Origin of the sequence: Serratia sp. CY56464, from assembly GCF_052168435.1 — a bacterium.
Classification (GTDB): domain Bacteria; phylum Pseudomonadota; class Gammaproteobacteria; order Enterobacterales; family Enterobacteriaceae; genus Serratia; species Serratia marcescens.
Genome location: NZ_JBJNMV010000005.1, coordinates 145,140 through 168,607 on the forward strand (window position 1 = coordinate 145,140; position 23,468 = coordinate 168,607).

20 protein-coding genes, 1 pseudogene and 1 riboswitch are annotated in these 23,468 nt (G+C 57.3%); of the genes and pseudogenes, 11 read left to right on the forward strand and 10 right to left on the reverse strand.

The window, feature by feature from the left end; genetic code table 11:
- Positions 1–13 precede the first annotated feature (13 nt).
- Both ACJ8KE_RS20135 and ACJ8KE_RS20140 read left to right on the forward strand, forming a co-directional pair.
- Positions 14–817 (forward strand): helix-turn-helix domain-containing protein, encoded by an 804-nt coding sequence (locus ACJ8KE_RS20135; protein WP_048325718.1) that lies wholly within the window; start codon positions 14–16, stop codon positions 815–817.
- Positions 818–946: 129 nt separating this feature from the next.
- The gene (locus ACJ8KE_RS20140) at positions 947–2,572 is read left to right on the forward strand and encodes a cholesterol oxidase substrate-binding domain-containing protein (protein ID WP_249263142.1); all 1,626 of its coding nucleotides are present in this window, start codon (positions 947–949) and stop codon (positions 2,570–2,572) included.
- A 77-nt stretch (positions 2,573–2,649) separates the two neighbouring features.
- Here the strand turns inward: ACJ8KE_RS20140 and ACJ8KE_RS20145 are convergent, their stop codons facing one another.
- Positions 2,650–2,967, reverse strand: a complete 318-nt coding sequence (locus ACJ8KE_RS20145; RefSeq protein ID WP_016929740.1) for a hypothetical protein — start codon at positions 2,965–2,967, stop codon at positions 2,650–2,652.
- 320 nt (positions 2,968–3,287) lie between these two features.
- Between ACJ8KE_RS20145 and ACJ8KE_RS20150 the strand changes: the two genes are divergently transcribed.
- The 3 genes from ACJ8KE_RS20150 (at position 3,288) to ACJ8KE_RS20160 (ending at position 7,026) form a co-directional block, all read left to right on the forward strand.
- Positions 3,288–4,565, forward strand: a complete 1,278-nt coding sequence (locus tag ACJ8KE_RS20150; protein WP_033639628.1) for an HlyD family secretion protein — start codon at positions 3,288–3,290, stop codon at positions 4,563–4,565.
- Complete coding sequence (locus ACJ8KE_RS20155) at positions 4,558–6,672, forward strand: peptidase domain-containing ABC transporter (protein WP_079452382.1); 2,115 nt, start codon at positions 4,558–4,560, stop codon at positions 6,670–6,672. Before ACJ8KE_RS20150 ends, ACJ8KE_RS20155 begins: the two co-directional genes overlap by 8 nt.
- A 159-nt stretch (positions 6,673–6,831) precedes the next feature.
- Positions 6,832–7,026 carry a hypothetical protein gene (locus tag ACJ8KE_RS20160; RefSeq protein WP_126186674.1) on the forward strand — a complete coding sequence of 65 codons (195 nt, stop codon included), beginning with the start codon at positions 6,832–6,834 and terminating at the stop codon, positions 7,024–7,026.
- A gap of 97 nt (positions 7,027–7,123) precedes the next feature.
- On the opposite strand, the gene ACJ8KE_RS20165 is transcribed toward ACJ8KE_RS20160, so the two are convergent.
- Positions 7,124–8,905 carry an ATP-binding protein gene (locus ACJ8KE_RS20165; protein WP_442517360.1) on the reverse strand — a complete coding sequence of 594 codons (1,782 nt, stop codon included), beginning with the start codon at positions 8,903–8,905 and terminating at the stop codon, positions 7,124–7,126.
- The gene (locus tag ACJ8KE_RS20170; protein ID WP_442517361.1) at positions 8,902–9,534 is read right to left on the reverse strand and encodes a LuxR C-terminal-related transcriptional regulator; all 633 of its coding nucleotides are present in this window, start codon (positions 9,532–9,534) and stop codon (positions 8,902–8,904) included. Before ACJ8KE_RS20170 ends, ACJ8KE_RS20165 begins: the two co-directional genes overlap by 4 nt.
- Before the next feature lie 175 nt (positions 9,535–9,709).
- On the opposite strand from ACJ8KE_RS20170, the gene ACJ8KE_RS20175 reads away from it, so the two are divergent.
- Together ACJ8KE_RS20175 and ACJ8KE_RS20180 are read left to right on the forward strand one after the other, a co-directional pair.
- Complete coding sequence (locus ACJ8KE_RS20175; RefSeq protein WP_004941478.1) at positions 9,710–10,024, forward strand: lipoprotein; 315 nt, start codon at positions 9,710–9,712, stop codon at positions 10,022–10,024.
- 195 nt (positions 10,025–10,219) lie between these two features.
- Positions 10,220–13,267, forward strand: a complete 3,048-nt coding sequence (locus ACJ8KE_RS20180; protein WP_442517362.1) for an autotransporter outer membrane beta-barrel domain-containing protein — start codon at positions 10,220–10,222, stop codon at positions 13,265–13,267.
- 138 nt (positions 13,268–13,405) lie between these two features.
- Here ACJ8KE_RS20180 and rluF read toward each other — a convergent pair whose 3' ends face one another.
- From rluF to ACJ8KE_RS20195, 3 genes and pseudogenes are all read right to left on the reverse strand, one after another.
- Positions 13,406–14,275 carry a 23S rRNA pseudouridine(2604) synthase RluF gene (rluF, locus tag ACJ8KE_RS20185; protein ID WP_079450432.1) on the reverse strand — a complete coding sequence of 290 codons (870 nt, stop codon included), beginning with the start codon at positions 14,273–14,275 and terminating at the stop codon, positions 13,406–13,408.
- A gap of 138 nt (positions 14,276–14,413) precedes the next feature.
- Complete coding sequence (locus ACJ8KE_RS20190) at positions 14,414–15,217, reverse strand: aminoglycoside nucleotidyltransferase ANT9 (protein ID WP_028127795.1); 804 nt, start codon at positions 15,215–15,217, stop codon at positions 14,414–14,416.
- A 42-nt stretch (positions 15,218–15,259) separates the two neighbouring features.
- Positions 15,260–15,697, reverse strand: a pseudogene (locus tag ACJ8KE_RS20195) (winged helix-turn-helix transcriptional regulator); the annotation flags it as partial.
- Between the two features lie 95 nt (positions 15,698–15,792).
- Between ACJ8KE_RS20195 and ACJ8KE_RS20200 the strand changes: the two are divergent.
- Positions 15,793–17,004, forward strand: coding sequence for an MFS transporter (locus ACJ8KE_RS20200; RefSeq protein ID WP_442517363.1), 1,212 nt, complete (start codon positions 15,793–15,795; stop codon positions 17,002–17,004).
- An 8-nt stretch (positions 17,005–17,012) separates the two neighbouring features.
- On the opposite strand, the gene ACJ8KE_RS20205 is transcribed toward ACJ8KE_RS20200, so the two are convergent.
- From ACJ8KE_RS20205 to ACJ8KE_RS20220, 4 genes are all read right to left on the reverse strand, one after another.
- A complete protein-coding gene (locus tag ACJ8KE_RS20205; RefSeq protein ID WP_016926687.1) occupies positions 17,013–17,438 on the reverse strand; it encodes a GNAT family N-acetyltransferase in 426 nt (141 codons plus the stop codon).
- Positions 17,439–17,508: 70 nt separating this feature from the next.
- Entirely contained in the window at positions 17,509–19,473 is a 1,965-nt protein-coding gene (locus tag ACJ8KE_RS20210) for an FUSC family protein (protein WP_079450430.1), read from the reverse strand.
- A 4-nt stretch (positions 19,474–19,477) separates the two neighbouring features.
- Positions 19,478–20,515, reverse strand: coding sequence for a multidrug transporter subunit MdtN (mdtN, locus tag ACJ8KE_RS20215; protein ID WP_016926685.1), 1,038 nt, complete (start codon positions 20,513–20,515; stop codon positions 19,478–19,480).
- A gap of 10 nt (positions 20,516–20,525) precedes the next feature.
- On the reverse strand, positions 20,526–20,789 hold the full coding sequence (locus tag ACJ8KE_RS20220; protein ID WP_004941494.1) for a YtcA family lipoprotein: 264 nt from the start codon (positions 20,787–20,789) through the stop codon (positions 20,526–20,528).
- Between the two features lie 217 nt (positions 20,790–21,006).
- Between ACJ8KE_RS20220 and ACJ8KE_RS20225 the strand changes: the two genes are divergently transcribed.
- The 3 genes from ACJ8KE_RS20225 (at position 21,007) to thiD (ending at position 23,436) form a co-directional block, all read left to right on the forward strand.
- Positions 21,007–21,621, forward strand: a complete 615-nt coding sequence (locus ACJ8KE_RS20225) for a TetR/AcrR family transcriptional regulator (protein ID WP_016926684.1) — start codon at positions 21,007–21,009, stop codon at positions 21,619–21,621.
- Between the two features lie 91 nt (positions 21,622–21,712).
- Positions 21,713–21,809, forward strand: a riboswitch (TPP riboswitch).
- Positions 21,810–21,844: 35 nt separating this feature from the next.
- Positions 21,845–22,636: a hydroxyethylthiazole kinase gene (gene thiM / locus ACJ8KE_RS20230; protein WP_028128367.1), complete on the forward strand. Its 792-nt coding sequence runs from the start codon at positions 21,845–21,847 to the stop codon at positions 22,634–22,636.
- Positions 22,636–23,436 (forward strand): bifunctional hydroxymethylpyrimidine kinase/phosphomethylpyrimidine kinase, encoded by an 801-nt coding sequence (thiD, locus tag ACJ8KE_RS20235; protein WP_016926689.1) that lies wholly within the window; start codon positions 22,636–22,638, stop codon positions 23,434–23,436. The genes thiM and thiD overlap by 1 nt, the downstream gene beginning before the upstream one ends.
- The last annotated feature ends 32 nt before the right edge of the window (positions 23,437–23,468 follow it).

Below are 23,468 nucleotides of genomic sequence, written 5' to 3' on the forward strand. Positions count from 1 at the left end.
CATGGATGTCATTATGAGTTACCAGCATAGTATCGTGGTCGAGCTAGTTAATTTGATCGAGATGAATATACAGCATGATCTCTCGATAGAAAAGTTATCGGATTTGTCTGGTTATTCGAAATGGCACTTGCAAAGAATGTTTCAGCGTTATACGGGAATGAAAATAGCGACGTATATCAGAAATAGGCGCCTGAGCAAGTCCGCCGTTATGCTCAAACAGTCTGATTTAAAAGTATTGGAAGTGGCTACTGCTATCGGCTTTAGCTCGCAGCAGGCTTTTAGCCGCGCCTTTCAACGCTTTTTCGGTGAGAGCCCAAAGGACTTTAGAACGAGCCAGGAATGGGACTTTTCCAAGCACCTCCCTCCTTTTTTAATACAAAATCCGTCAGCATATCATTTTGTCGAAATGCCCAAGAACATATACCTGCTTAAGGGATATAAGTTTTTTCTCTATCATTCGATGAGTGCTTCCAGCTCTGGAGGAGAGGAACGACAGAAATACAGCAGCCGCACAGGGAAAAACACCGATACGTCAATGCGCACGGTAAAGTTGGCATCATCCGGTTGGGAGGTAACGCTCAGCAAAGGGTACTACGAGACACGCAATCTGACGTTGATAAGAGGGCAGTATTTGTTGTTCGAGTTTAACGGCAGGTTGAACGAATACCTGGTTTTTTTTGACAGCATCTATGACGCCTATCTTCCTTTGCTTGGCGTGCGAATAAGAAACGGCTTTTTAATTGAATTGCATAAAGAAAAGAATTTTCAATACGCAGAACTTAACGTCAAGGTGTTGGTTTATATTGGCAAGTCTTGACGCTATTCGGGCAGTAAAACAGAGGGGGGTATCCCAAGGAAAAGGAGGTGCTTATCAGGGTGATTAATTAGCGCTCGGGCTGTTGCCGTTTTTATCTCTATCGATTTTAATTTTAAAAGGAAGTCAGTTATGACTAGTTCTAGTTTGAACACGTTCCCTGTGGGTTATGAGTATGTCAACTTTGTTAATTGGTCAAAAGAAATATCCGGCAATCATATTCTGACCTGCTATCCACAAAATACGGATGAGCTCTTGGCCGTGATTAACTGGGCGCATGAGAATAAATATTGCGTGCGTCCGGTTGGCATCAAGCACAACTGGTCACCGCTCGTTATTGCAAACGGGGAGGATAACAGCAATGTCGTGCTGATCGACCTCACCAGGAAATTCAAAAACATCTCAATCAATAAAGTGGAAGAGCATGGATACGTCACCGCGCAAACGGGGGTGACAATGCAGGCTTTGCTCACTGAATTAGAAAAAAAGAAACTCGGCTTTTATGCGACGCCGGCGCCTGGTGATCTGACCCTGGGGGGCGTGCTCGCCATCGGCGGCCATGGAACCTGCATCCCGGCAAAAGATGAGCGTCTGGCTGAGTTTGCCAGCTTTGGTTCCGTGAGCAATAGCGTGGTGTCGCTAAAAGCTGTCGTTTGGGATCAGGCACGGTCGAAGTATGAATTAAAGGAGTTTACGCGTGATAATGCGGAGAGCTCGGCATTCCTGGTGCATGTCGGCCGGGCTTTTATCAGCGAAGTGACGCTGCAGGTGCCGCGCAACAGGCGTTTACGCTGTCAAAGTTATGTTAATGTCACCGCGACGGATCTTTTTTCCACTGCAAGCACGACAAAAAATACCTTCAGCCATTTCTTGGATCTGTGCGGGCGCGTTGAAGTCATCTGGTTCCCGTTCACGGAAAAACCATGGCTGAAAGTGTGGAAGCAAGAAGATAGCTTCCCAAAAGTGTCAAAACCGGTTAATGGTCCATTTAACTATCCGTTCTCGGATAATTTGCCGGTTAAAATTTCAGATATCATTAAAAAAATCAATAATGGCCACCCGGAGCTGACTCCGACACTCGGCAAGGCGCAGATGGAGTTGGTCAGCATTGGTTTAGGGGCCACCGTGTCGGCGGATCTGTGGGGGTGGAGCAAGGATCTGCTGTTGTATGTGAAGCCGACAACGCTGCGCGTGACGGCCAATGGTTACGCGATAATCACGAAACGGAGCAATATTCAGAATGTATTGCACGATTTCACGAAAAAATATGAAGAAATGGTGGCCGATTACCAGCGCAAAAATTCATTTCCGATGAATGGCCCAATTGAAATTCGCGTCACCGGGTTGGACAGTGCAAAAGAGAGCGCGGTGGCCAATGCCATTGTTCCCGATCTTTCGGCCATTCGCCCCGTTGAATCCCATCCGGAATGGGATGTCGCGATCTGGTTGGATATTCTGACCATGCCCGATACGCCGGATGCCAATAAATTCTACAGTGAAATGGAAAAATGGATTTTTAGCCACTATGCGGGCGACTATGCGACGGTTCGCGTAGAGTGGAGTAAAGGCTGGGGTTATACTTCACAGGCAGCGTGGCAGGATAAAACCGTACTCGAAGAAAACATTCCGCGCAGCTTTAATGCCGGGGCAGGGAAAAATGACAGTTGGAATCATGCCTGCAACGTGCTGAATAAGTATGATCCGCACAACGTGTTCTCCTCTCCATTGACCAAAGCGGTTTTCAAACAGAAGAGTTAGTGAGTGCGTAATTGAAATAACCACCTGATTGGGCAGGTGGTTAGCATTATTAATCTTTCAGAGGGAGTCGCTTGTTTTCAAGCACCCCATTCTTTCTCGTAATGATATTCGATACGGCTTGCATCCCCGCCCAGCAGGGAGCCTACGGCTGCAACGCTTTTAAATGCCGCATAGCCAAGCGAGTCCGCGACATTATGAACGGCGCCCAAGCCAAAACCGATCGCGTTGAACCCTTGGCCTACGGAAGAGATCAATCGGGTATTAAGCGCATCATTGGCCAATTTTACGGTATCAATGACAACATCGCCGGCAAATCCTGATACAAAGCTTGCCGTATCGGAAATAATCCCAGCACCAGAAACGATTTCGATCTCTGCAGTATTTAGCTCTTTCATAGTAAATCCTTTCAACTTTATCCCTATGCCTCAGGAACGAAACGTAAAGCGTTTCGCCACTTAATTCTCGCGGCCTCTGTGAATGACGGCTTGATGAGAATACGCTTAGATTAAAGAGGTCGGCGTTGCAATATGCAACTCATAACGCCGACGATAATATTAGGGTCGCACTTTTTGTGACGTTTAAGCAGTTTTATGATTTTTTAAGATTATTATTACTTGTGGGTTTTGCCAACAAGGACTAAATCTAAATAAGCGCCGTGTTGGGCCATGGATAAGATAAAAATGAACGGTGTCGCTATATATGGAGAGGTCAGAATTTGTTTAGGGAAGAGGCCTTATCGCATAGTCGTTCTAAATGGGCAGGAAAAGCATTGTTAATTGCAGGGTTGCCGGCCTGGGTCATCGCGGGCATTTCACTTTCATTCGTTTCTGTGCTGATCATTTTCGTGACCTATGGCGGTTATACCCGGCGTATCAGCGTGGGCGGAGAGGTCACGACGCTGCCAAGATCGGTCAACATATTTGCTACTCAGCAGGGATTCATTGCACAACGCTTTGTCAATGTGGGCGATCAGGTAAAAAAAGGGCAGCATCTTTATCAGATAGACGTCAGCAGGGTGACGGATTCCGGCACCGTCAGCGCAAGCACGCGGCAGGCGATAGAAAATCAACTGGCGCAGGTCGATAGCATTATCGCCAAATTGGAGGCGAACAAGAAAACGACCTTGGTCAATCTGCAAGCGCAGATTGACCAATATAAACTGGCGCACAGCCAGTCCAAACAGATGGTCGAAAATTCACGCAACGGCGTTAACTTTATGCGCGAAACCATGAAAAATTACGATGAGTATCGCAGTAAGGGGCTCATTAATCGGGATCAGCTGAATAACCAGGTTTACCTCTACTATCAGCAGCAGAGCACGTTCCACAGTCTCTATAACCAAAGCATTCAAGAGTCTTTGCAGATAACTAATCTGAATAGCGATCTCGCGACAAGAGCGTCCGATTTCGATAATCAAATCTCGCAATATCAATTTCAGCGCAATGATCTCCTGAGGCAGCTGGCCGAAGCGGACGCCAGCGGCTCATTGATTGTCAATGCGCCGGCGGACGGGCGTGTTGAATCGCTCAGCGTGACGCCTGGGCAAATGGTCAATACGGGGGACAGCCTGGCGCAATTAATCCCCAGTAATCATGCCATCTATTATTTGGTTTTATGGTTGCCCAACAGCAGCGTGCCTTACGTGAGCCGAGGCGATCATATCAACGTTCGTTATGACGCCTTTCCGTATGAAAAATTTGGTCAGTTTCCCGGCGTGATCGAAAGCATCGCTTATGTTCCCGCATCGATTCAGGAAATGTCCACTTACAGCAGTTCGCCAACTCGACAATCGGCTGAACTGGTTGAGTCGTACTACAAAGTGCTGGTGGCTATCGATAACACGCAGTTCGGCTATCAGGGAAAGCAGCTGAACCTTTCAAGCGGCATGAAGGCGCAAGCTACGCTTTTCCTGGAGAAAAGACCCATCTACCAATGGATGTTCGCGCCATTTTATGACATGAAAAACAGTGTGTCGGGGCCACTTCGTGAATAAAGTTTATGAGAATATCGTTGGCAAGCTAAACCTGTCGCTCAGAAGAAAAGTGCCGCAGGTCTTGCAAACGGAGGCCGCCGAATGCGGGCTGGCCAGTTTAGCGATGGTGTGCGGCTATTACGGCATGCACATCGATATGCTGTCGATGCGCCAGAAGTTTGATATCTCGGCCCGCGGCGCCACCCTGAGCTCGCTGATCGCGATCGCCGAGAATCTCAATTTGAAAACGCGGGCTTTATCCTTGAGCCTGGATGAGATTCACCAGGTGAAAAGGCCCTGCATATTGCACTGGGATATGAATCACTTTGTGGTCCTGGTCAACATTCGCGGTGGACGGATAACCCTGCACGATCCGGCATTTGGCCGCCGGGTTATCGGCCTGCAGGAGTTTTCCCTTCATTTTACCGGAATAGCTTTAGAGGTATGGCCCAGCAGTGAATTCACGCCTGTAGTGCAGAAAAACCGCCTGCACTTTAGAAAACTGCTCAACAATGTCACCGGTCTTAAAAGCGCGCTGGTAAAAATTTTCGCTCTGTCGCTGGTCATTGAGGCCGTCAACCTGCTGATGCCCGTCGGGACTCAGTTGGTGATGGACCACGTCATTCAGGCCGGCGACCATAATTTATTGGTCATTATTTGCGTCGGTTTACTGTTTTTTATCTTGTTCCGCACCTGCGTTTCGATGTTTCGCTCGTGGATCTCCATCGTGATGGGCGCGCTGATCGATATACAGTGGAAATCAGGGCTGTTTGATCATTTGATGAAGCTCCCGCTTGCCTATTTTGAAAAGCGCAAGCTGGGTGATATTCAATCGCGCTTTGGCTCGCTGGACGCCATTCGCACCACGTTTACCACCAGTATCGTTTCCAGCATCATTGATGGCATCATGTCGGTCGGCGTATTTATCATGATGTTCATGTACGGCGGCTGGCTGGTGTGGGTAGCCTCCGGCTTTACGGTCTTATATATTCTGCTGCGCCTTTCGACCTATCGCTATTATCGGCAAGCGTCCGAGGAGCAATTGGTGAAGTCGGCGAAAGCCAGCTCACATTTTATGGAGACGTTGTACAGCATCGCGACGCTGAAGTCGTTGGGGTTGGCGGGAACGCGTTCGCAGTTCTGGCTAAATTTAAATATCGATACGGCAAACGCCAATATTCGGGTGACGAAGCTCGATATGTTCTTTGGCGGCGTGAATGCGTTTCTTGCGGCCTGCGATCAAATCGTTATCTTGTGGTTAGGCGCGTCTTTAGTGATCGACAGTCAAATGACATTAGGCATGTTTGTCGCCTTTAATGCCTATCGGGGGCAATTCTCCGATCGCGCGTCAAATCTTATCGATATGGTAATTCGGCTGCGAATGCTGAATTTGCATAATGAAAGGCTGGCGGACATCGTGCTTTCTACGACAGAGGAAGAGAAGCCCTATCGCAAGATATGCAATCCCAACGAGGCGGTGACTTTTGAAGTGCGCGATCTGCTTTATCAATATGACAGCCTTTCGCGCCCAGTGATCCCCGGGCTCAGCCTGCAGATCGCGGCGGGAGAAAGCGTGGCGATCGTCGGGCCTTCAGGCGTCGGCAAAACCACGTTGATGAAGCTGATGTGTGGGCTGTTGGAACCGACGGAAGGGCGCTTGTTTATCAACGGCATTAACATTCATGATATCGGCATTAATAATTATCGGGAGTGCATCGCGTGTGTATTGCAAGAAGATAAACTGCTTGCTGGTTCAATTGCCGAGAACATATGCAGTTTTGATGCTCATCCCGATACGGAATTTATCGTTGAATGCGCCAAGCATTGCAATATTCACGACGATATTATGAAAATGCCGATGGGATATGAAACGTTGGTGGGCGAATTGGGGGGGAGCCTTTCCGGCGGGCAAAAACAGCGGGTTCTTATCGCCCGCGCGTTATATCGAAGGCCCAGTATTCTGTTTATGGACGAAGCGACTAGTCATTTGGATCTGGACAATGAAAAAAGGGTGAACGAAGCCATATCCTCGTTGAAAATGACCCGCGTTATCATTGCTCATCGGCCATCGACGATTGCATCGGCAGATCGGGTAATTACATTGCAACCTGTAAATACAATGACATAATTGTTTGATGAAATATAAAATTTTATATTTATTTCATCTTTAATTAAGATTTTCGTTATTGAGTTAATTTATTGAGCGTCTTATACCTAAAACGTGAACCGACGGTTCATAAAAGGCAGTCTTTTTTAATTGATTCTTTTTAGTGAATGGAGATGAAAAATGAGAGAATTAAACTCAACAGAAGTTCAGCAGGTGAACGGCGCAACGATTGGCCTGGGTTTGGCTATCATCGGCAAGGTTGTTAACAGCTGGGGAAACGCGTGGAATAATGCCTGGGGCGGTTGCACACCAAAACCGCCGGTATGTAAACCTGAGCCGCCGGTCTGCAAACCAAAACCGCCTAAATGCGATTAATCGTATTTAGATAACGCAGCGTAATATGCGGCAGGCTTAATGTTTTATTCATTAAGCCTGCCTTATTGCTGGCGGATAACGTGCGCCATCGACGCAGTTAACTTGCCCCCCACTGGGTCAGCAGCGCATGCAGCCTGGCCGGTTCCAGCGGCTTGCGCAGCACCAGATAGCCTTCCTGCTCGGCCTCTTGCAATATTTGCGAATTGAACTCGCCGCTGACCATCGCGCCGCTCACGTCCGGCAGGCGTTCGAACAGCGCTTTCAGGATGTCAAAACCGCTCTCGCCGGAACGCAGGCGCTGGTCGCACAGCACGGCGAACGGCGTAAAACCGTCGTCGACGATGGCGAAGGCTTCCTCGGCGGAGGCCGCGCAGCGCACGGTGATGCCCCAGGTACTCATCAGGCTTTCCCAGGCGGAGGTCACCAAGGGATCGTCGTCCACCACCAGGCAGGCGCCGCGCAGTGGTGCATAGCGGGTAGGCGCGGCGGTGTTGTCGTAGGCGGCCGCGGTTTCCGGCGCTTTGTCTTCGCCGATGTATTGCGTGAAGCGCATCCAGAAACGCGATCCTTTGCCTTCGACGGAGTGCATGCCGTACTTCACCTTCATCAGCTTGGCGCAGCGCGCCACCACCGCCAGCCCCAGCCCGTGGCCGGCGCTGTCGATTTTCCACGCCAGCTCGGGGCGGTAGTAAGGGGAGAAGATTTTGCTTTTCTCTTCGTCGGCGATGCCCACGCCGGTGTCCCACACTTCCACCAGGCACTCGGCGCCGCGCGGGCGGATGGCGATCAGCACGCCGCCCCGTTGCGTGTAGCGCAGGGCGTTCTGGATCAGGTTGATCAGCGATTGCCGCACCAGCAGCGGATCGCCCATCACGCTGATACGCCGTCTGGGGCGCCAGGTGCGCAGCGTCAGGGCGCGGCTGTTGGCCTCTTCGCGGAACAGGGTGACCACCGAGTCGAGCAGGGCGCCGATATCCACATGGGTGGCGGCGGTGCGCACGTTGCCGGATTCGATTTTGCTGAGATCGAGCAGCGAATTGAACATCAAATGCACCGAACGCACGCTCTGCTGCAGATCCAGCAACTGCGGCGTCAGGCTGTCGTCGCGGTTTTTGTGGATGATGGCCTCGATCAGAAAGCCCATGGCGTGCACCGGCTGGCGCAGATCGTGGCTGGCGGTGGTCAGGAACTGGTTCTTGTCCAACAGCGCCTGTTCCGCCTCTTCTTTAGCCTGGCGGAACTGCTCCGCCAGGCGCGAGCTTTGCTCTTCGAGCAGCGCCTGCTGAATAAAGAACGCATGCGAGGTTAATGCGTGGCGGTAAATGGCGAAGCCGTACAACAAGTTCAGCATCAGCACGATGAACATCACGTCTTCCAGCCGCCAGATGATGCCGAGGTTCAGCAGCCCCCAGGAGGCGAAGAAAAAGCGGGTAAAGGTGCTGATGACGGGCGTCAGGTGCGTTGCGTTGGCGGCGACGATCGCGGCGATGCTGATATTGAGCAGCAGGAAAAAGTCAAAGTTATGGGTCTGCGGCGTAATTAAATAGAGTGATGAGATCCCCAACCCGTGAATAAAGGCCACCTTATTAATACGCGGCAGCCAGCGGCGCAGCACGGCGTCTTCATCATTTTCTTTGGCTTCGCGCTGGTAGCGCCGATGCCCTATTCGGATCGCCACGGCGCATAGCAGGTAAACGATGATCCAGGCAATGGTTGGGCCGAGCTTGTCGCCCAGCAAATAAATCCAGATGGCGAAAGGGATGCCGACAAAAGGCACGGCGGTGAAGCTGAACACCAGCCGCATGAAGGTGTTGTCCAGCAGGCGGATCTGCGCGCGCGGGGAGATGCCATCATTTTGTAAATGCTGGAAAAACCTCATGACGACGGATCCCGTTTGCCGTGCAACAGCGTGATGGCTTCCACCCGGCTGTTGACGCCGATCTTTTTCAATATATTGCTGATATGTTCTTTGACGGTGGGTTCGGAAATAGACAGTTGCGTCGCAATTCTTTTATTTGGTAGGCCGCGCAGCATCATAGTTAATACGTCGATTTGCCTCGGCGTTAAATTGAATTTATTTAAGTGTTCATGGTGGCTTTTAACGGTGGCTTCATTACCGTCAGGGAACCATTCATGATTATTATTCAGCGCAAAAACCGCCCTGGCGAATAATTCCGGTGGTTCGTTTTTTAACACGAATCCATGCCCGCCGGCATTGTTAACTTTCTGCCAGATATCGTTATTCTCGTCGCCGCTGACCACCAAAATCCGCACCTGCGGATAACGTTGTTTTACTTCTTTGAGTAATTTCAACGCGGTACCGGAAGAGAGCCAAAAATCGATCACCAGTAAACGCGGTGGGCCATTTTCCCTAATATGGCGGTAGCAACTTTCTTCATTGGTCACCACATGCGCCTGTTTGAATCGGCAATGCGTGCTGAGAAAATTGGCGATGCCGCTTGCTACCAATGGATGGTCATCAACGACCAACGCATAATCCTGCCCCAAAGGATTCTCCTTTCGCCTTCAAATATCAGATAGGTCTGATGAATTATTATCAACCCTCCCTACTTTAGGAGGGTTTTTTCGTTTAGGAAAGGGAAATATATTATTCGAGGATTTGGATAAGAGAAAACATAAAGCCAATCGGTAATTTTAACTGATTGGTTATAAAGGATAATTTATGAAGAAACCACTTATCGCTTTAACCGTTACGATGATGCTAGCCGGTTGTTCCACCCTGAAAACCGATCAGGCCATTCCATTGCTGCAGGCGGAAACCGCCAAAATGCTGGGGCTGGGATCGTCGGACGAAATTACCGTGACCAACGTCAATGGCGCGCAGCCGGATGCGCTGGGCGGCCAAAAACTTTCTTATCGCGCCACCACGGAAAAAGGCCGCATTTTCGATTGCTCGTCGCTGATGATGCCGGGAATTTTAGGTTCATCGCCGTCGCTGAGCGCGCCGACCTGTACGCCGGTGGTCACGCATAAATAATTCGCTTTGGGGGGCGGTATTACCGCTTCCTGGTTTTTCATCGTCGGAGCGTCAGCGCCGGGGGGCAATAAGCTTTTGCTTCGACGATCACTAAACCGGCGTGCGCGAAATAACGCCTCACACCTCCTCTAGTGTATTGAGTTCCCTATAACAATAAATTTCGCGACATCACGCTAACGAGTACGGAGATAGCCCGTGAATGACAAGACATCGCACCCTTTAGCGGTTAGAACACCGCTTTCCAAACTTTACCTCGCTCTATTTTCCGCGCCGTTGTTGATGCTGGCGCCTGCCGATATCGCTCGCGCAGACGATGCCATTTTTGACGGTGACTCAAAAATTACCGAATCATTGGCCTACACCGGGGACGTTTACGTCGGCCGTAATCAAAGCGGTAACCTGCTGATCGAGAATGGCAAGATCAGCGCCTATAACATCAATATCGGCCGGATGTTCAACGGCCAAATTCATGACAGCCTGGTCACGGTCCGTGGGCCGAACGCCGAGCTGAACGCGGTGAACGATCAGTTCGTGCTGCGCGGCGGCCTGAATCTGGGGCGGGGCACTTTGCGGGTTGAAGACGGCGCGCTGGCCAGCGCGAAAGAGATCGTGGTCGGCACCACCCGCGGCTACGACAGCCACCTTATCGCCACCGGCGCCGGTTCTCGAGTCACCAGCAATTTTCTCAGCGTCGGCACCGACTTAGGGGCGCGATCCACGCTGGCGATTGAAGACGGCGCGGTGCTGAACACCGCCTTTGACGCGCGCATCGGCAATGGCAGCGGGCCGGGCGAGACCGATACGCTGAGCCCGAAAGCCACGGTCACGGGGGCCAATTCCCAATGGAACGTCGGCCGCGCGCTCACGCTTTACGGCGATCTGGACGTGCTGAACGGCGGCGCGGTCAACGTCGGTAATATTCAGGTGGCGGGCGTCTCGGGCGCGCGTAAAACCGCCGAGCTGACGATCGCCGGCAACGGCTCACGGTTTACCAGCGGCAGCAGCGTCAACGTCGGCGATTACGGCAATGGCGTGTTGGCGGTCATGGACGGCGGGACATTCTCCGCCGGCGGCAACGAAGTGGTGCTGGGCAAGGCCGGTTCCGGTTCTAACCGCGGCGCGCTGATTATCGGCAGCCGCGGCAACATGGATACCGGCACCGGGTTGACCGAGCCGACGCTCGGCGCGGCGGGCGCTGCAGGCACTATCGATGCCCAGACGGCGATCGCCCTGCGGGGCGGATTGTTCCGCAGCTATGTGTACTTCAACCATACCGACGGCAATTACGTCTTCAGCAACAAGATGAGCGGCGAAGGCGAGGTGATCAACACCGCCGGGCATACGACGCTGAATGGCGATCTCACTGGCCTGCAGGCGAACGTCACCGCGCGCGGCGGCAAGCTCATCATCGCCAGCGACATCAACACCCAGAAAGAAGACGACATCTTTGAGATCCAAACCCTCAGCGCCGAGAACGGCGGCACGCTGATCCTCAACGCGACGGCGGGCGCCGATGTCAATAATGGGCAGGGCTACAGCAGCGCAGCGTCGATCAAGGCCGGCGGCATGCTGGGCGGCAACGGCACGCTGGGCCAGACCGAGATCCTGTCCGGCGGCCATATCTCGCCCGGCGACGGCAATATCGGCACGCTGACGCTGAAACGCTACCTGAACTTTATCGGCGAATCCTTCTATGACGTCGATATCGCCGGCGACGGACGCAGCGATCAACTGCTGGTGGCGGGCAAAACCACCATCAGCGATCAGGCCAAAGTGCAGGTGACGGCGCTGGATCCGCAAACCAGCTATAAAACTGGCCAAAGCTACCGCATTCTGACCTCGGACGGCGGCATTGAAGGCCAGTTCGCGGCGGCGGTCTCCAAGTCTGCCTTCCTCGATGTGGCGTTGAAGCACAGCGCCAACGCCGTGGATCTGACCATCGCGCAGAAAGACACGGGGGGGGAAAACCCTGGCGGCGAGAATCCGGGCGGGGAAAACCCGGGCGGTGAGAATCCGGGCGGTGAGAATCCGGGCGGAGAAAACCCGGGCGGTGAGAATCCTGGGGGCGAGAACCCGGGCGGGGAAAACCCGGGGGGCGAGAACCCAGGCAGCGGCAAGCCGGGCATTTTCCAAACGGTGGCCGAAAGCGGCAACCAGTGGAATACCGCCGGCGCGCTCTCGACGCTGACGCAGAGCGGCCCTTCGCTGGCGCTGTACAACTCGCTGCTGCTGCTGAGCGCGCCGGAAGCGCGCGAGGCGTTCAATCAGCTGTCCGGCGAAGTCTATCCGTCGATGCAGTCTAACCTGATCGCCGGCAGCACCCAGCTGTTCAACGTGCTGAACCAGCGCATGCTGCGCCTGTTCGACAACGACAGCCTGCCGGTACCGCCGTTGGCGATGTCGTTGGTGCAATCGGCGCAGGCGCAAAACAGCGGCGTCTGGGGGCAGACCTTCAGTTCCTGGGGCAGAAACAGCGGCAACGGCAACGTGGGCAAGCTGGATGGCAATACCACCGGCTTCCTGTTGGGGGCTGATCGCAAACTGGCGGACCATAACGTGCGCATCGGCGGTTACTTCGGTTACAGCCGCGGCGACTACGACGTTGACAGCCGCCGCTCCAAGGCCGATACCGACAACTACCACCTCGGTCTGTATGCGGCCGGGCAGCAGGATGCGTTCTCACTGCGCGGCGCGCTGGGTTACACCTGGCACAAGATTGAAGGCAAGCGCAACGTCGATTTCAGCGGCTTCTCGGATCGGCTGAAGTCAGATTACGACGCGAACTCGCTGCTGGCGTTCACCGAAGCGGGTTACCGTTTCGGCCAGCCGGAGATGAACGTCGAACCGTTCATTAACCTGAGCTATATCCGCCTGCATACCGACAGCTTCCAGGAGTCGGGCGGCGCGGCGGCGTTGAGCGTGCGCAATGAAACGATGAATACCTTCTACTCCACGCTCGGGGTGCGCGGCGTGACCGAACTGCCGAAGAACGTCAGCCTCTACGGCTCGCTCGGATGGCAACATGCTTACGGCGATAAGAACACCTCATCGCGCATGGCGTTTGCCGGCAGCGACGCGTTCGTCACGCAGGGCCAGGCCGTGGATGACAACGTGATGGTGGGCGATATCGGCGTGAGCGTGAAACTGTCGCGCGCCGCGACGCTGGATGTCGGCTATCAGGGGCAATTCGGCGCCGATACCCGCGTTAATTCGGTCAACGCCAACCTGCGCTGGTCGTTCTGATTTTCCCTCTAGACTTCTCTGGTACCGACTGGCCCGCTTGATGCGGGCCTTTTTTATGGTGAGAACTCAGTGGCGGCCTGCGACTGACTTTTATGATAAAAAAGCCCGCGCAACGGCGGGCTGAGCGGGGGAAGGCGTTTAACGCCCTTTTTTCTTGCGCCCCGGCTGGGTAAAGCGCTTGCGGCCGGCCGGCGCAGCAGTTTTATCGGCGCTTTTCGGCCCGCCGGCGCTCGGCTTTTTCGCCGGGGCAGATTTGGCCGGGGTTTTCTTCGTCGGCTTGGCCTCGGACGAAGAGCCTTCAATCAGCTTGAACAGCTCAATCAGCTCGTCATCGGTCAGATCGCGCCATTCGCCCAGCGGCAAGCCTTTCAGGCTGACGTTCATGATGCGCGTGCGTTCCAGCTTGGTGACCTCATAGCCGAAGTGTTCGCACATGCGGCGGATCTGGCGGTTCAGCCCCTGCACCAGCGTGATGCGGAACACGAACGGCGCTTCTTTCTTCACCTTGCACTTTTTGGTCACCGTGCCCAGCATCGGCACGCCGGCGCCCATGCCGCGAATAAACTCGTCGGTCACCGGCTTGTTGACCGTCACCAGATACTCTTTCTCGTGATTGTTGCCGGCGCGCAGGATCTTGTTGACCAGGTCACCGTGGTTGGTCAGAAAGATCAGCCCCTGCGAATCCTTGTCCAGGCGGCCGATCGGGAAGATGCGCTTGCTGTGGTTGACGAAGTCGGCGATGTTGTCGCGCTCGCCGTCTTCGGTAGTGGTGACGATGCCGACCGGCTTGTTCAGCGCGATCAGCACCAGATCTTCTTCATTGCGCGGTTCGATCAGCTGACCGTTAACCTTCACGACATCGCCGGCAAATACCTGGGCGCCAACGGTGGCGCGTTTACCGTTGATGAAAACGTTGCCCTGTTCGATGTATCGATCGGCGTCGCGGCGTGAGCAGATGCCGCTCTCGCTAATGTATTTGTTCAAACGAATGGATGAGTTGGTCAGCATGGGATCTCCGTAAAACGCGGACTATACATTACCCGGATGGCGCTGCGAAGCGAATCATGCAGGGGGCGGCGGCTATGAACAAAATCCGTCCCTGCATCAAAAAGTGCAGACGATAAGTGGTGTCGACAGGCCTGCGTCTTATTGCGATGCTGTTGTCGTCAATAGACTTGCGATCGTCGTTTTGGCATAGCCGATGAATGCCGCCAACGGCTGCTGATGCTGAGACAGGTCATCTATCGCTTGTCCGAGATAAACTCGCCGCGCGGTGCTAAGTACCGGCTGGTGTTCAGATGGCAAGCGTTCCAGCAGCCATTCGGCGGCCACATCTTTGGGGGCGATCCGACCGGTTGCCGCGCTGAACCAGATGCGCGCCAGCGCAAGCACAATGTTGCATTCGTCGCCATGCCAGTCATCAGGTTCGTTCCATTGACTCAGGGTATCGGTGAGCGCGGCGATGAAGTCACTGCGAGGGACGCTGTCATACAGGAGTTCAAAGGAGGCGCCGAACAGATGTCGATGATGCTGCCGGGCTTTGGTAAGCAGGATCGCCACATCAGGATCCAAGGTGGCGGGGGAGACAATTCCCACCAGCAACTCTTCACGCAGCCATTCGCCAAACTGTAACTCACGTCGTGGCGGATAGCGCCAAGGTTTGATGTCGGTCTGTACCAGCACGGTGACTTCCAGCGGGCGAAAAATACTGTCGGCATCTGGCGGAGCCGACACGGTCAGCAAAGCTTTCATGAGGGCGGCCCGAGTGGTTGACATCAGCGGCTTGCTGATGACGACCAAGATGTCGATATCGCTGTTGGGTTTAAGACCGCCATCGACCGCAGATCCATACAGATGGATGCCCAAGAGTGTCTCGCCGAGTTGCTCTGTCAGCACATTGTATGCGGCGTCGATCTGTGCGGCGATTTCGGCTGGAAGTGTTTCTTTTATAGCTAATTGGCGATTGTTAAAAGATGGCTCAAACCGTTCCCCCACCTTCACCACCCGGGTGTTAAGCGGGGTGAGCGTCTGCCCGGCGCTGCCGATCGGCGTCAGGCGCGGCACGGGGCGGCCGCTGTCGCTTTCCACCAGCGTCGAATGCGCCTCTCCCTCGGCGAACAAATGATCTTCCCCCCACTGGCGCAGGCCGACGAGCACCGGAAACAATGCGCGGCCTTTCTCGGTCAGCACATACTCCTGATAGGCGCTGCCGTCCGCGGCGGGCACGATCTCCAGCACGCCGTGCGTCACCAGGGCGCGCAGCCGGGTGGCGAGGATATTCTTCGCCATCCCCAGCCCTTTTTGAAACTCGCTGAAACGGGTGACGCCGTCGAAGGCGTCGCGCACGATCAGCAGCGACCACCAGTCGCCAATCACATCCAGCGTGCGCGCCACCGGGCACGGCGCGTCTTCCAGGCTTTTACGTTTCACGGCGTTTATCTCCAACGACATATTATGGTTGCATTATAAAACCTCTACATCTAAAGTTCATTGGGTTTAATTATGAAACCAGATTGAGGTGTGCGATGAGCGACAAACTGCTGGATCCTCCCTGTGCGGCGCTGGGGCGTCTGCCGGCAGCCCTGGTGCTGCTGTTGGCCGCCGCCAGCGCCTTTAGCGTGGCCAACGTTTACTATGCGCAGCCGCTGCTGGACGCCATCGCCCGCGATTTTTCCATCAGCCTGGCGGCGGTCGGCATGGTGATCACCGTGACTCAGTTGGGCTGCGCGCTGGCGTTGCTGTTGGTGGTGCCGCTGGGGGATCGGTTGAACCGGCATCGATTGCTGGCGGGGCAACAGCTGGGGCTGATCGCTGCGCTGCTGCTGGTGGGCTGGGCGCCCAGTGCGGCCTGGCTGCTGGTGGGGATGATGTTGGTGGGGCTACTGGGCACCGCCATGACGCAGGGCCTGATCGCGTTCGCCGCCGCCCTGGCGCCGCCGCAGGAGCGCGGGCGGGTAGTCGGCGCGGCGCAGGGCGGGGTGGTGCTGGGGTTGCTGCTGGCGCGCACTCTCTCCGGCGCGCTGGCGGACGTTGGCGGCTGGCGCACGGTGTACTTCTTCTCCGCCGGAGTGACGTTGGTATTGCTGCCGATCCTGTCGCGCCTGCTGCCAGCGCCACGCACCGTTCCCAGCACGCTGAGTTATCCCGCGCTGCTGGGCTCAATGTTGAGCCTGTTGCTGCATGACCGCACGCTGCAAATTCGCGGCATGCTGGCGCTTCTGATGTTCGGCGCTTTCAGCCTCTTTTGGAGTTCGCTGGTGTTGCCGCTGAGCCAGGCGCCGTTCAACTTCACCCATGCCGCGGTGGGAGCGTTCGGCCTGGTCGGCGCGGTGGGCGCGCTGGCGGCGGTGCGCGCCGGGCATCTGGCGGATCGCGGGCTGGGGCAGGCGGCCAGCGGCGCGTGTCTGCTGCTGTTGACACTGGCCTGGCTGCCGCTCGGTTTGCTCGGCAGCGGCCTGGTTTGGCTGGTGGCGGGCATCGTGCTGCTGGATCTGGCGGGCCAGGCGATCCACGTGCTGAACCAGAGCATGATCTTCCGCGCGCACCCGCAGTCGCATAGCCGGCTGGTGGGCTGCTACATGCTGTTTTACGCCGTCGGCAGCGGGCTGGGCGCCTTTGCCGGCACCCATATGTACGTCTGGGCGGGGTGGAGCGGCGTCTGCTGGCTGGGGGCGGGCGTCAGCCTGAGCGCGCTGCTGTTTTGGCGGCTGACGCTGCGCGGGATGCCGGATGCCTAGGGTAATAGCTAGCGGGCCGGCGAATGCATCAGGTAATAATCTTCTTCGCCGTCGTTGCCGGTAGAGATAATACGCCAACCGTGTTTGCGGTAGAACGTCAGCGCCTTTTCATTCTTCACCAGGCATTTCAGCGAGCCGGTGGCGGTGAAGGTGGCTTGCGCCGCTTGCAGCAGCGCACTGCCGACGCCGCGCGGCGGCTGATGGGGATCGACATACAGGTTATGAATGAAGTTGTCTTCGCGGTAGATGGAGACGAATCCCAGCAGCACGCCGCCGTCTTCCGCCACCCAAATCGCTTCGCCCAGCGTCGCGCGGTCGAAATCTTCCAACTGGTAGTTTGAGGTATTGCGCCAACCGAACGCCGCCTTGCGCGACGCCAGGTACAGCGTGCGCAGGAAGGGGCGATCGGCCTCTTGGTAAGGTCTTATTTGCATGACATCTCCCGGTGGTTTGTGCTCACTATAGCGCATGGCGCCGGGCGTGCATGGCCACAAACGGAAAATGCTAGGCGTCGCCCCAGGCGGGCAGGCGATTGACTCCGTCGCTCAGCTCCTGAGCAAGATGGCGCACGGTGTCGGCGTGCAGGGCGGCCGACGGTGGATGAAAGTCGGGCGCCCGCAACGCTTGCGGCGCGCGGGAAAGCTGCGCCGCATACTCGGCGAGAACGCGCCCGCCCTGACGTTGCACCTCGATCAGCGCCTGGCGTTCCTGCGCGGACAGCGCCGCACCGCCGCCTGCCAGATAGGTGTTGAGCTTTTCGCTGGTCAGCAACAGGCTGCGCGTCTGGTTAAAGATCAGTTGGATATGCCGGGTGAAGCTTTCATGATTATCGTCCGCCAGCTGCCAGGTGGGCTCCAGCGTCACCCGGGCCACCACCGCTTCGCAGCCCTCGATCTTTTGCCAGATGCCGATGGCGTTTGTGTTCTCGCCGCCGAGGAAGCGCGACAGTTCCCGCAGCACGTTGGCAACCTGCTGCCGCAGTGACTCCCCTTCGTATTCCGGCCACAGCGTGGCGTGAATGAAGGTGGCGAACCCTACCCCCAGCACGATGCCGATCAGGCGATCGCGGATCTCGGTCAGCTCGGTGACCGGGCCGAAGCTTTCCAGCAGCGCCAGGGAAAAGGTGAACAGGATCTGTACCCCGGCATAGCTTATTTTCTCGGAGCCGGCGGCGATCCAGGCGGAGAGGGCGATCACCGGCAGCGTCAGCAGCAGCAAGCCGACGAGGCTGTCGAGGTGAGGCATGATCCACACCACCGAGATCAGCGCCAGCAGGCTGCCGATCGCCGCGCCGCCGAGACGCAGCCGCGCCCGCCGCTGTGTGGCGCCGAGGCTGGGCTGCGCCACGATCAGGCAGCTCAGCATGATGGTATGAATGCCGGACCAATCGACGGCGGTATAAAACACGTAGGCGACCAGCACGGTCAGCAGCGTTTTCAACGAAAACTGGATGTAAACCGGGTTGGTCAGGGCATCAGGGGTAAAGAAGGGCACTTTTGGCGGCGGCGCGGCCTGCAGGGCGTCGGCGTAGTCGCTGCGGTTGGCGTAGACCTGCAGGAGGCCGGCCATTTCATTGAGCGGCGCCGGCACCTGCGGATCGTCGCTGCCGGCGATCGCGACGGAAAATCGCAGCGCGCTGTCGTGGCTGATCGCGGTTTGCAGCGCGCGGCAGGCGGCGTCTATCTCTTGCGCCAATTGACGCGCGGCCGCGCCGAAAGCTGGCGGCAGCTGGTAGGCCAGAATATTGAGCTGCAACACCAAGGTGATCAGCGCCAGATAACCGGGCTCGTTGGCGCGGCAGCGATCGCTGCGCATCACCGAAAAGCGCAGCAGCTTGTGCAGCTCGGTGGCGTGCTGCGAGATGGCGCTCAGATCGCGCGTCTCGCCGCCGCTGGCCAACATAGCGCGGGTTTCGTCCAACACCGCGTTCATCCGGCCCTTTAGCTGTTTCAGCGGTTCAGCCGGCAGCAGCAGGGTATTGACGATCAGGGTGAGCAGGATGGCGTAGTTGATCGCCACCCATACCCACAGCACCAGCCGTATCACCACTTCCGCCTGCGGAGTGAGATCGACAAAGCTTTGCGTGTAGATCACCACCAGCGCCATCAGGAAGAACAGCACCCCAACCTTGGTCACCCGCATCAGGAACACGCTGAGGAAAAACAGCGCGCTGGAGAGCAGGATGCGCAGCATCGGGTAGTCGTAGGTGAATTTCAGCACCAGGATAGCGGCGCCGATCGCCAGCGTGGAGCTGACGAAAAACAGGATGCCGATTGCGCGGGTGATCACGATATTGGACTGTGTGATAAAGAAGACAGCGATCAGTGACAGCGCCAGCCACGGCACCTGCAGCGTCTGCGAGATCACGATGGCGATCGCGCTGGAGAGCAGGGCGCGGATCACCAGGTTGATGCGGCTGTCCGAAGGGCGCAGCTCGTCGATCAACTGGGACAGCCAGCCGTGAGACATCGTTTTATTCTTCATGGCGCAGGTTCAGCTTGGCCACCGCCGAAGCGCCCACGCGGAACAGCGCCGGGTTGGGGGCCTCTACCGCGATCTTGACCGGGAAGCGCTGCGAAACGTGCACCCAGTTGATGTTGCGCGACACGTTGGGCAGCCCGCCCAGCACTGTGCCGCCGTCGTCAGGCTGCACGCCGTAGCTGATCGATTCCACCTTGCCGCTGAAGGTCTGGCCGGCGTCGCTCATTAAATACAGCGTGGCCGGCACGCCGGGATGCACGCCTTTCAGGTCGGTTTCGCGGAAGTTGGCGACCACGTACCAGTGGCGGGTGTCGATCAGCGTGAACACCGGTTTGGCGCTGGAGGCATATTGGCCGACGGTGGTTTTCAGGGAGGCGATGCGGCCGTCGAACGGCGCTCTCACCTCGGTGAACTCCAGGTTCAGTTTGGCGATGGCGATGTCGGCCTGCACTTCGGCACGCTGCGCGACCAGGGCTTCGACGCCGCTGACGGCGGCTTCCGCCTGTTTCGCCTGCAGCAATGCGGCCTGCAGTTCCGCCTGCGCCGAGCGCTGGGAGGTGCGGGCGGTTTCCACTTCTTCCGCCGAAACGTAGTTCTTGCCGAGCAGCTTCTGCCGGCGGTTGAGGGTGTCGGTCGCCTGCGCCACCAGCGCCTGCGAGCGTTTGACGATGGCGTTCATCGATTCGGCGTTGTACTGCTGCGCGTTGACCGAACGCTGCGTCAGCTTGATCTGTTCATTCAGCGTGATCAGGCGCGCTTCGCTGGCCGCCAGCGCGTCCTGGTAAGGGCGCGGATCGATGCGGAACAGCAGATCGCCTTGCCGCACTTCCTGGTTGTCGCGGATCGGCATCTCGATGATGCGGCCGTTCACCTCCGGCACTACGTCGATGGTGTCGGCATAGGCGTAGGCATCGTCGGTAGTGGGGGCGTTTTCCACCCGCCAGACGACGACGGCGGCCACGATGAGCGTCAACGCCAGGATGGTAAGCACCAGCAGTCTGCGCTTGTTGGAGGTTTGTGGTTGGGTCATGGCGTCAGTCTCAGTGGGGGAAAACCAGTAACCAGGTCAGCATGGCGATCAGCGCGGTCAGCGCCGGATACGTCAGCAGCTGCGGCGCCAGCCAGGCGCGTTTTTCCGGGGTGCGCAGCAGCAGGTGGATCGCCACCATGCCCGCCACGCCGCCGCACAGGCAAAACAGCCAGTCGGGGAACGAAGCGCCGAACACCACCATGGACGGTGCCGGCGAGCACCCGGTGAGCAACAGCGCGGTCAGGCAGGTGATAAGCAGTTTTTTGTCGGGCATAGGGCGTTCTCTGGCGATTGGCTTGGTCGACGGGCCGAATGAAATGACTCTTTTTCAGTGAGTGAGGTCACTGTTTGTCACCCTCATGCTTGCGCAAGGGTAAACTAGAATAAATACTCTACTCTAAACTAGAGGAGTTAATCTAGTTTTTTGTGTCACCCTGCCTTCGCGGCGGCAAATGGGTATAATGCGTTGATGACAGCGGGCAGAAACGAATATGCAAATCGACGAACACATCACCGGGCGAGAGCCGCAGCAGGAAAGAGGGCGGCAACGCGTACAAACCATTCTGGATTCAGCGGCGGCGATCGTGGCGCAGGATGGCCTGGCGGCGCTCAGCATGCAGCGGCTGGCCAAACACGCCAAAACCTCCATCGGCTCGATGTATCACTTTTTCCCCGATCGCCACGCGGTGATCAAGGCGCTGGCGGATCGGCACACTGAATCGATCGAGGCGCTGGTGCGCGACATGGCGTTGGCCAGCGACGACGAGTGGCGGCGCCTCTCCGCTGAAGCGGTGATCCAGCGGCTGTTTTCACCCTATGCGCAGTACCTGCGCGAGCACGCCGACTACCTGCCGGTGATGCGGGAAATGAATCTGCCGGACGAAAAGTCCAGCTTCCTGGCGCTGATTGCCCGAGTGCTGCAGCTGCGCCGCCCCGAGACCGTCGAAGCGGAGATCCTGCAGCAAACCCGGCTGTTGCAAAGCCTGGTGGCCGGCACCTTGCATCACATCTTCAAAACGGCGCCGCAGAGCGTGGCGTTTACGTTGGCGGAGCTGCCCGGCGTGCTGAGCCTGTATCTGGCGGGAAAAGAGGGCAACATCGCTTAGGCGCGAGCGAATTTATTCGCTTGTTTGTCCGCGCCGCCGCTGGCATGATCCCGCTCAGGGATTAACGCAACGTTGATCACAACCTATTGATTTTCATGACTCGGGGTGCCCTTCTGCGTGAAGGCTGAGAAATACCCGTATTACCTGATCTGGATAATGCCAGCGTAGGGAAGTCACGGCCGCCCAACCGGCGCCGCCTTCTTGAACGCCGGTTGGGAGGAATATGATCGCTCGACCTGATGCACTACCCGGCGCTCGCGCCGCGGCCTGCCTGACTCAATTCCAACAGCGGCCTCCGCTGATCCACTGCCTGACCAACGAAGTGGTGCAATCGCTGACTGCCAACGTGCTGCTGGCGCTCGGCGCCTCCCCGGCGATGGTGGTGGAGCCGCAAGAGGCGGCGCAGTTCAGCGCGCTGGCCGACGGCCTGCTGATCAACGTCGGCACCCTCAACGCGCTGCGCGCCGAATCGATGCGCGCGGCGGTGGCCGCCGCCAATCGGGCCGGCAAGCCCTGGACGCTGGATCCGGTGGCGGTCGGCGCGCTCTCCTACCGCACCGCCTTCGCCAAACAGCTGCTGGACGAGAAACCGGCGGCGATACGCGGCAACGCCTCGGAAATCATGGCGCTCAGCGGGTTGCTGGCCAGCGGCCGCGGCGTGGACAGCGGCGACGATTCCTTGGCGGCATTGCCCGCCGCGCGTGAGCTGGCGCAGCGCAGCGGCGCGGTAGTCGCGGTCACCGGCGCGGTGGATTACGTCACCGACGGCCAACGCGATTGGGCGATCGAAGGCGGCTCCCCGCTGATGACGCGGGTGGTGGGCACCGGCTGCGCGCTGTCGGCGGTGGCGGCGGCGTTTTGCGCCCTGCCGGGCGATCGCCTGGACAACGTGGCGGCCGCCTGCCGGGTGATGTCCCACTGCGGCGGCCTCGCGGCCAGGCAGGCCGCCGGGCCGGGCAGCTTTACGCCGGCGTTCCTCGACGCCCTGTATCAGCTGCGCGGGGAGGATCTGTGATGAAACGCATTAACGCGCTGACCATCGCCGGCACCGATCCCAGCGGGGGCGCCGGCATTCAGGCCGATCTGAAGGCCTTCTCGGCGCTTGGCGCCTACGGCACCTCGGTGATCACCGCGCTGGTGGCGCAGAATACCCGCGGCGTGCAGTCGGTGTATTACATCGATCCGGCGTTTGTCGCCGCGCAGCTGGACTCGGTGTTCAGCGACGTGCGCATCGACAGCGTCAAGATCGGCATGCTGGCCAACGCCGATATCGTGCAGGCGGTGGCCGAACGGCTGCGCCATTACCGGCCGGAATTCGTGGTGCTGGACACCGTGATGCTGGCGAAAAGCGGCGATCCGTTGCTGGCCCCGGAGGCGGTAGAGTCTATTCGGCGCGAGCTGTTGCCGCTGGTGTCGATCATTACGCCAAACCTGCCGGAAGCGGCGGCGCTGCTGGCGTGCGCGCCGGCGGAAGATGAAGCGCAGATGCGCGAGCAGGGGCGGGCGCTGCTGGCGATGGGCTGCCGGGCGGTGCTGATGAAGGGCGGCCACCTGAGCGAAAGCGAGAGCCCGGACTGGCTGTTTACCGCCGAAGGCGAGCAGCGTTTTACCGCGCCGCGCGTCGCCACCCGCCATACCCACGGCACCGGTTGCACGCTCTCGGCCGCGCTGGCGGCGCTGCGTCCGCGCCATGCCGACTGGGCGGCCACGGTGGCCGCCGCCAAGGGCTACCTGCAACAAGCGCTGCAGCAGGCGGATACGCTGGAAGTGGGGCACGGCATCGGGCCGGTGCATCATTTTCACGCCTGGTGGTGAGTCAACTTTTTGCCGCAATCGTGGTCTGACTA

Excerpts from the sequence above, each read along its gene's own strand:
- ACJ8KE_RS20135 (WP_048325718.1), top strand. The coding sequence starts at position 14 with ATGAGTTACCAGCATAGTATCGTGGTCGAGCTAGTTAATTTGATCGAG.
- ACJ8KE_RS20140 (WP_249263142.1), top strand. The coding sequence starts at position 947 with ATGACTAGTTCTAGTTTGAACACGTTCCCTGTGGGTTATGAGTATGTC.
- ACJ8KE_RS20145 (WP_016929740.1), bottom strand. The coding sequence starts at position 2,967 with ATGAAAGAGCTAAATACTGCAGAGATCGAAATCGTTTCTGGTGCTGGG.
- ACJ8KE_RS20160 (WP_126186674.1), top strand. The coding sequence starts at position 6,832 with ATGAGAGAATTAAACTCAACAGAAGTTCAGCAGGTGAACGGCGCAACG.
- ACJ8KE_RS20165 (WP_442517360.1), bottom strand. The coding sequence starts at position 8,905 with ATGAGGTTTTTCCAGCATTTACAAAATGATGGCATCTCCCCGCGCGCG.
- ACJ8KE_RS20175 (WP_004941478.1), top strand. The coding sequence starts at position 9,710 with ATGAAGAAACCACTTATCGCTTTAACCGTTACGATGATGCTAGCCGGT.
- rluF (WP_079450432.1), bottom strand. The coding sequence starts at position 14,275 with ATGCTGACCAACTCATCCATTCGTTTGAACAAATACATTAGCGAGAGC.
- ACJ8KE_RS20200 (WP_442517363.1), top strand. The coding sequence starts at position 15,793 with ATGAGCGACAAACTGCTGGATCCTCCCTGTGCGGCGCTGGGGCGTCTG.
- ACJ8KE_RS20205 (WP_016926687.1), bottom strand. The coding sequence starts at position 17,438 with ATGCAAATAAGACCTTACCAAGAGGCCGATCGCCCCTTCCTGCGCACG.
- ACJ8KE_RS20210 (WP_079450430.1), bottom strand. The coding sequence starts at position 19,473 with ATGTCTCACGGCTGGCTGTCCCAGTTGATCGACGAGCTGCGCCCTTCG.
- mdtN (WP_016926685.1), bottom strand. The coding sequence starts at position 20,515 with ATGACCCAACCACAAACCTCCAACAAGCGCAGACTGCTGGTGCTTACC.
- ACJ8KE_RS20220 (WP_004941494.1), bottom strand. The coding sequence starts at position 20,789 with ATGCCCGACAAAAAACTGCTTATCACCTGCCTGACCGCGCTGTTGCTC.
- ACJ8KE_RS20225 (WP_016926684.1), top strand. The coding sequence starts at position 21,007 with ATGCAAATCGACGAACACATCACCGGGCGAGAGCCGCAGCAGGAAAGA.
- thiM (WP_028128367.1), top strand. The coding sequence starts at position 21,845 with ATGATCGCTCGACCTGATGCACTACCCGGCGCTCGCGCCGCGGCCTGC.
- thiD (WP_016926689.1), top strand. The coding sequence starts at position 22,636 with ATGAAACGCATTAACGCGCTGACCATCGCCGGCACCGATCCCAGCGGG.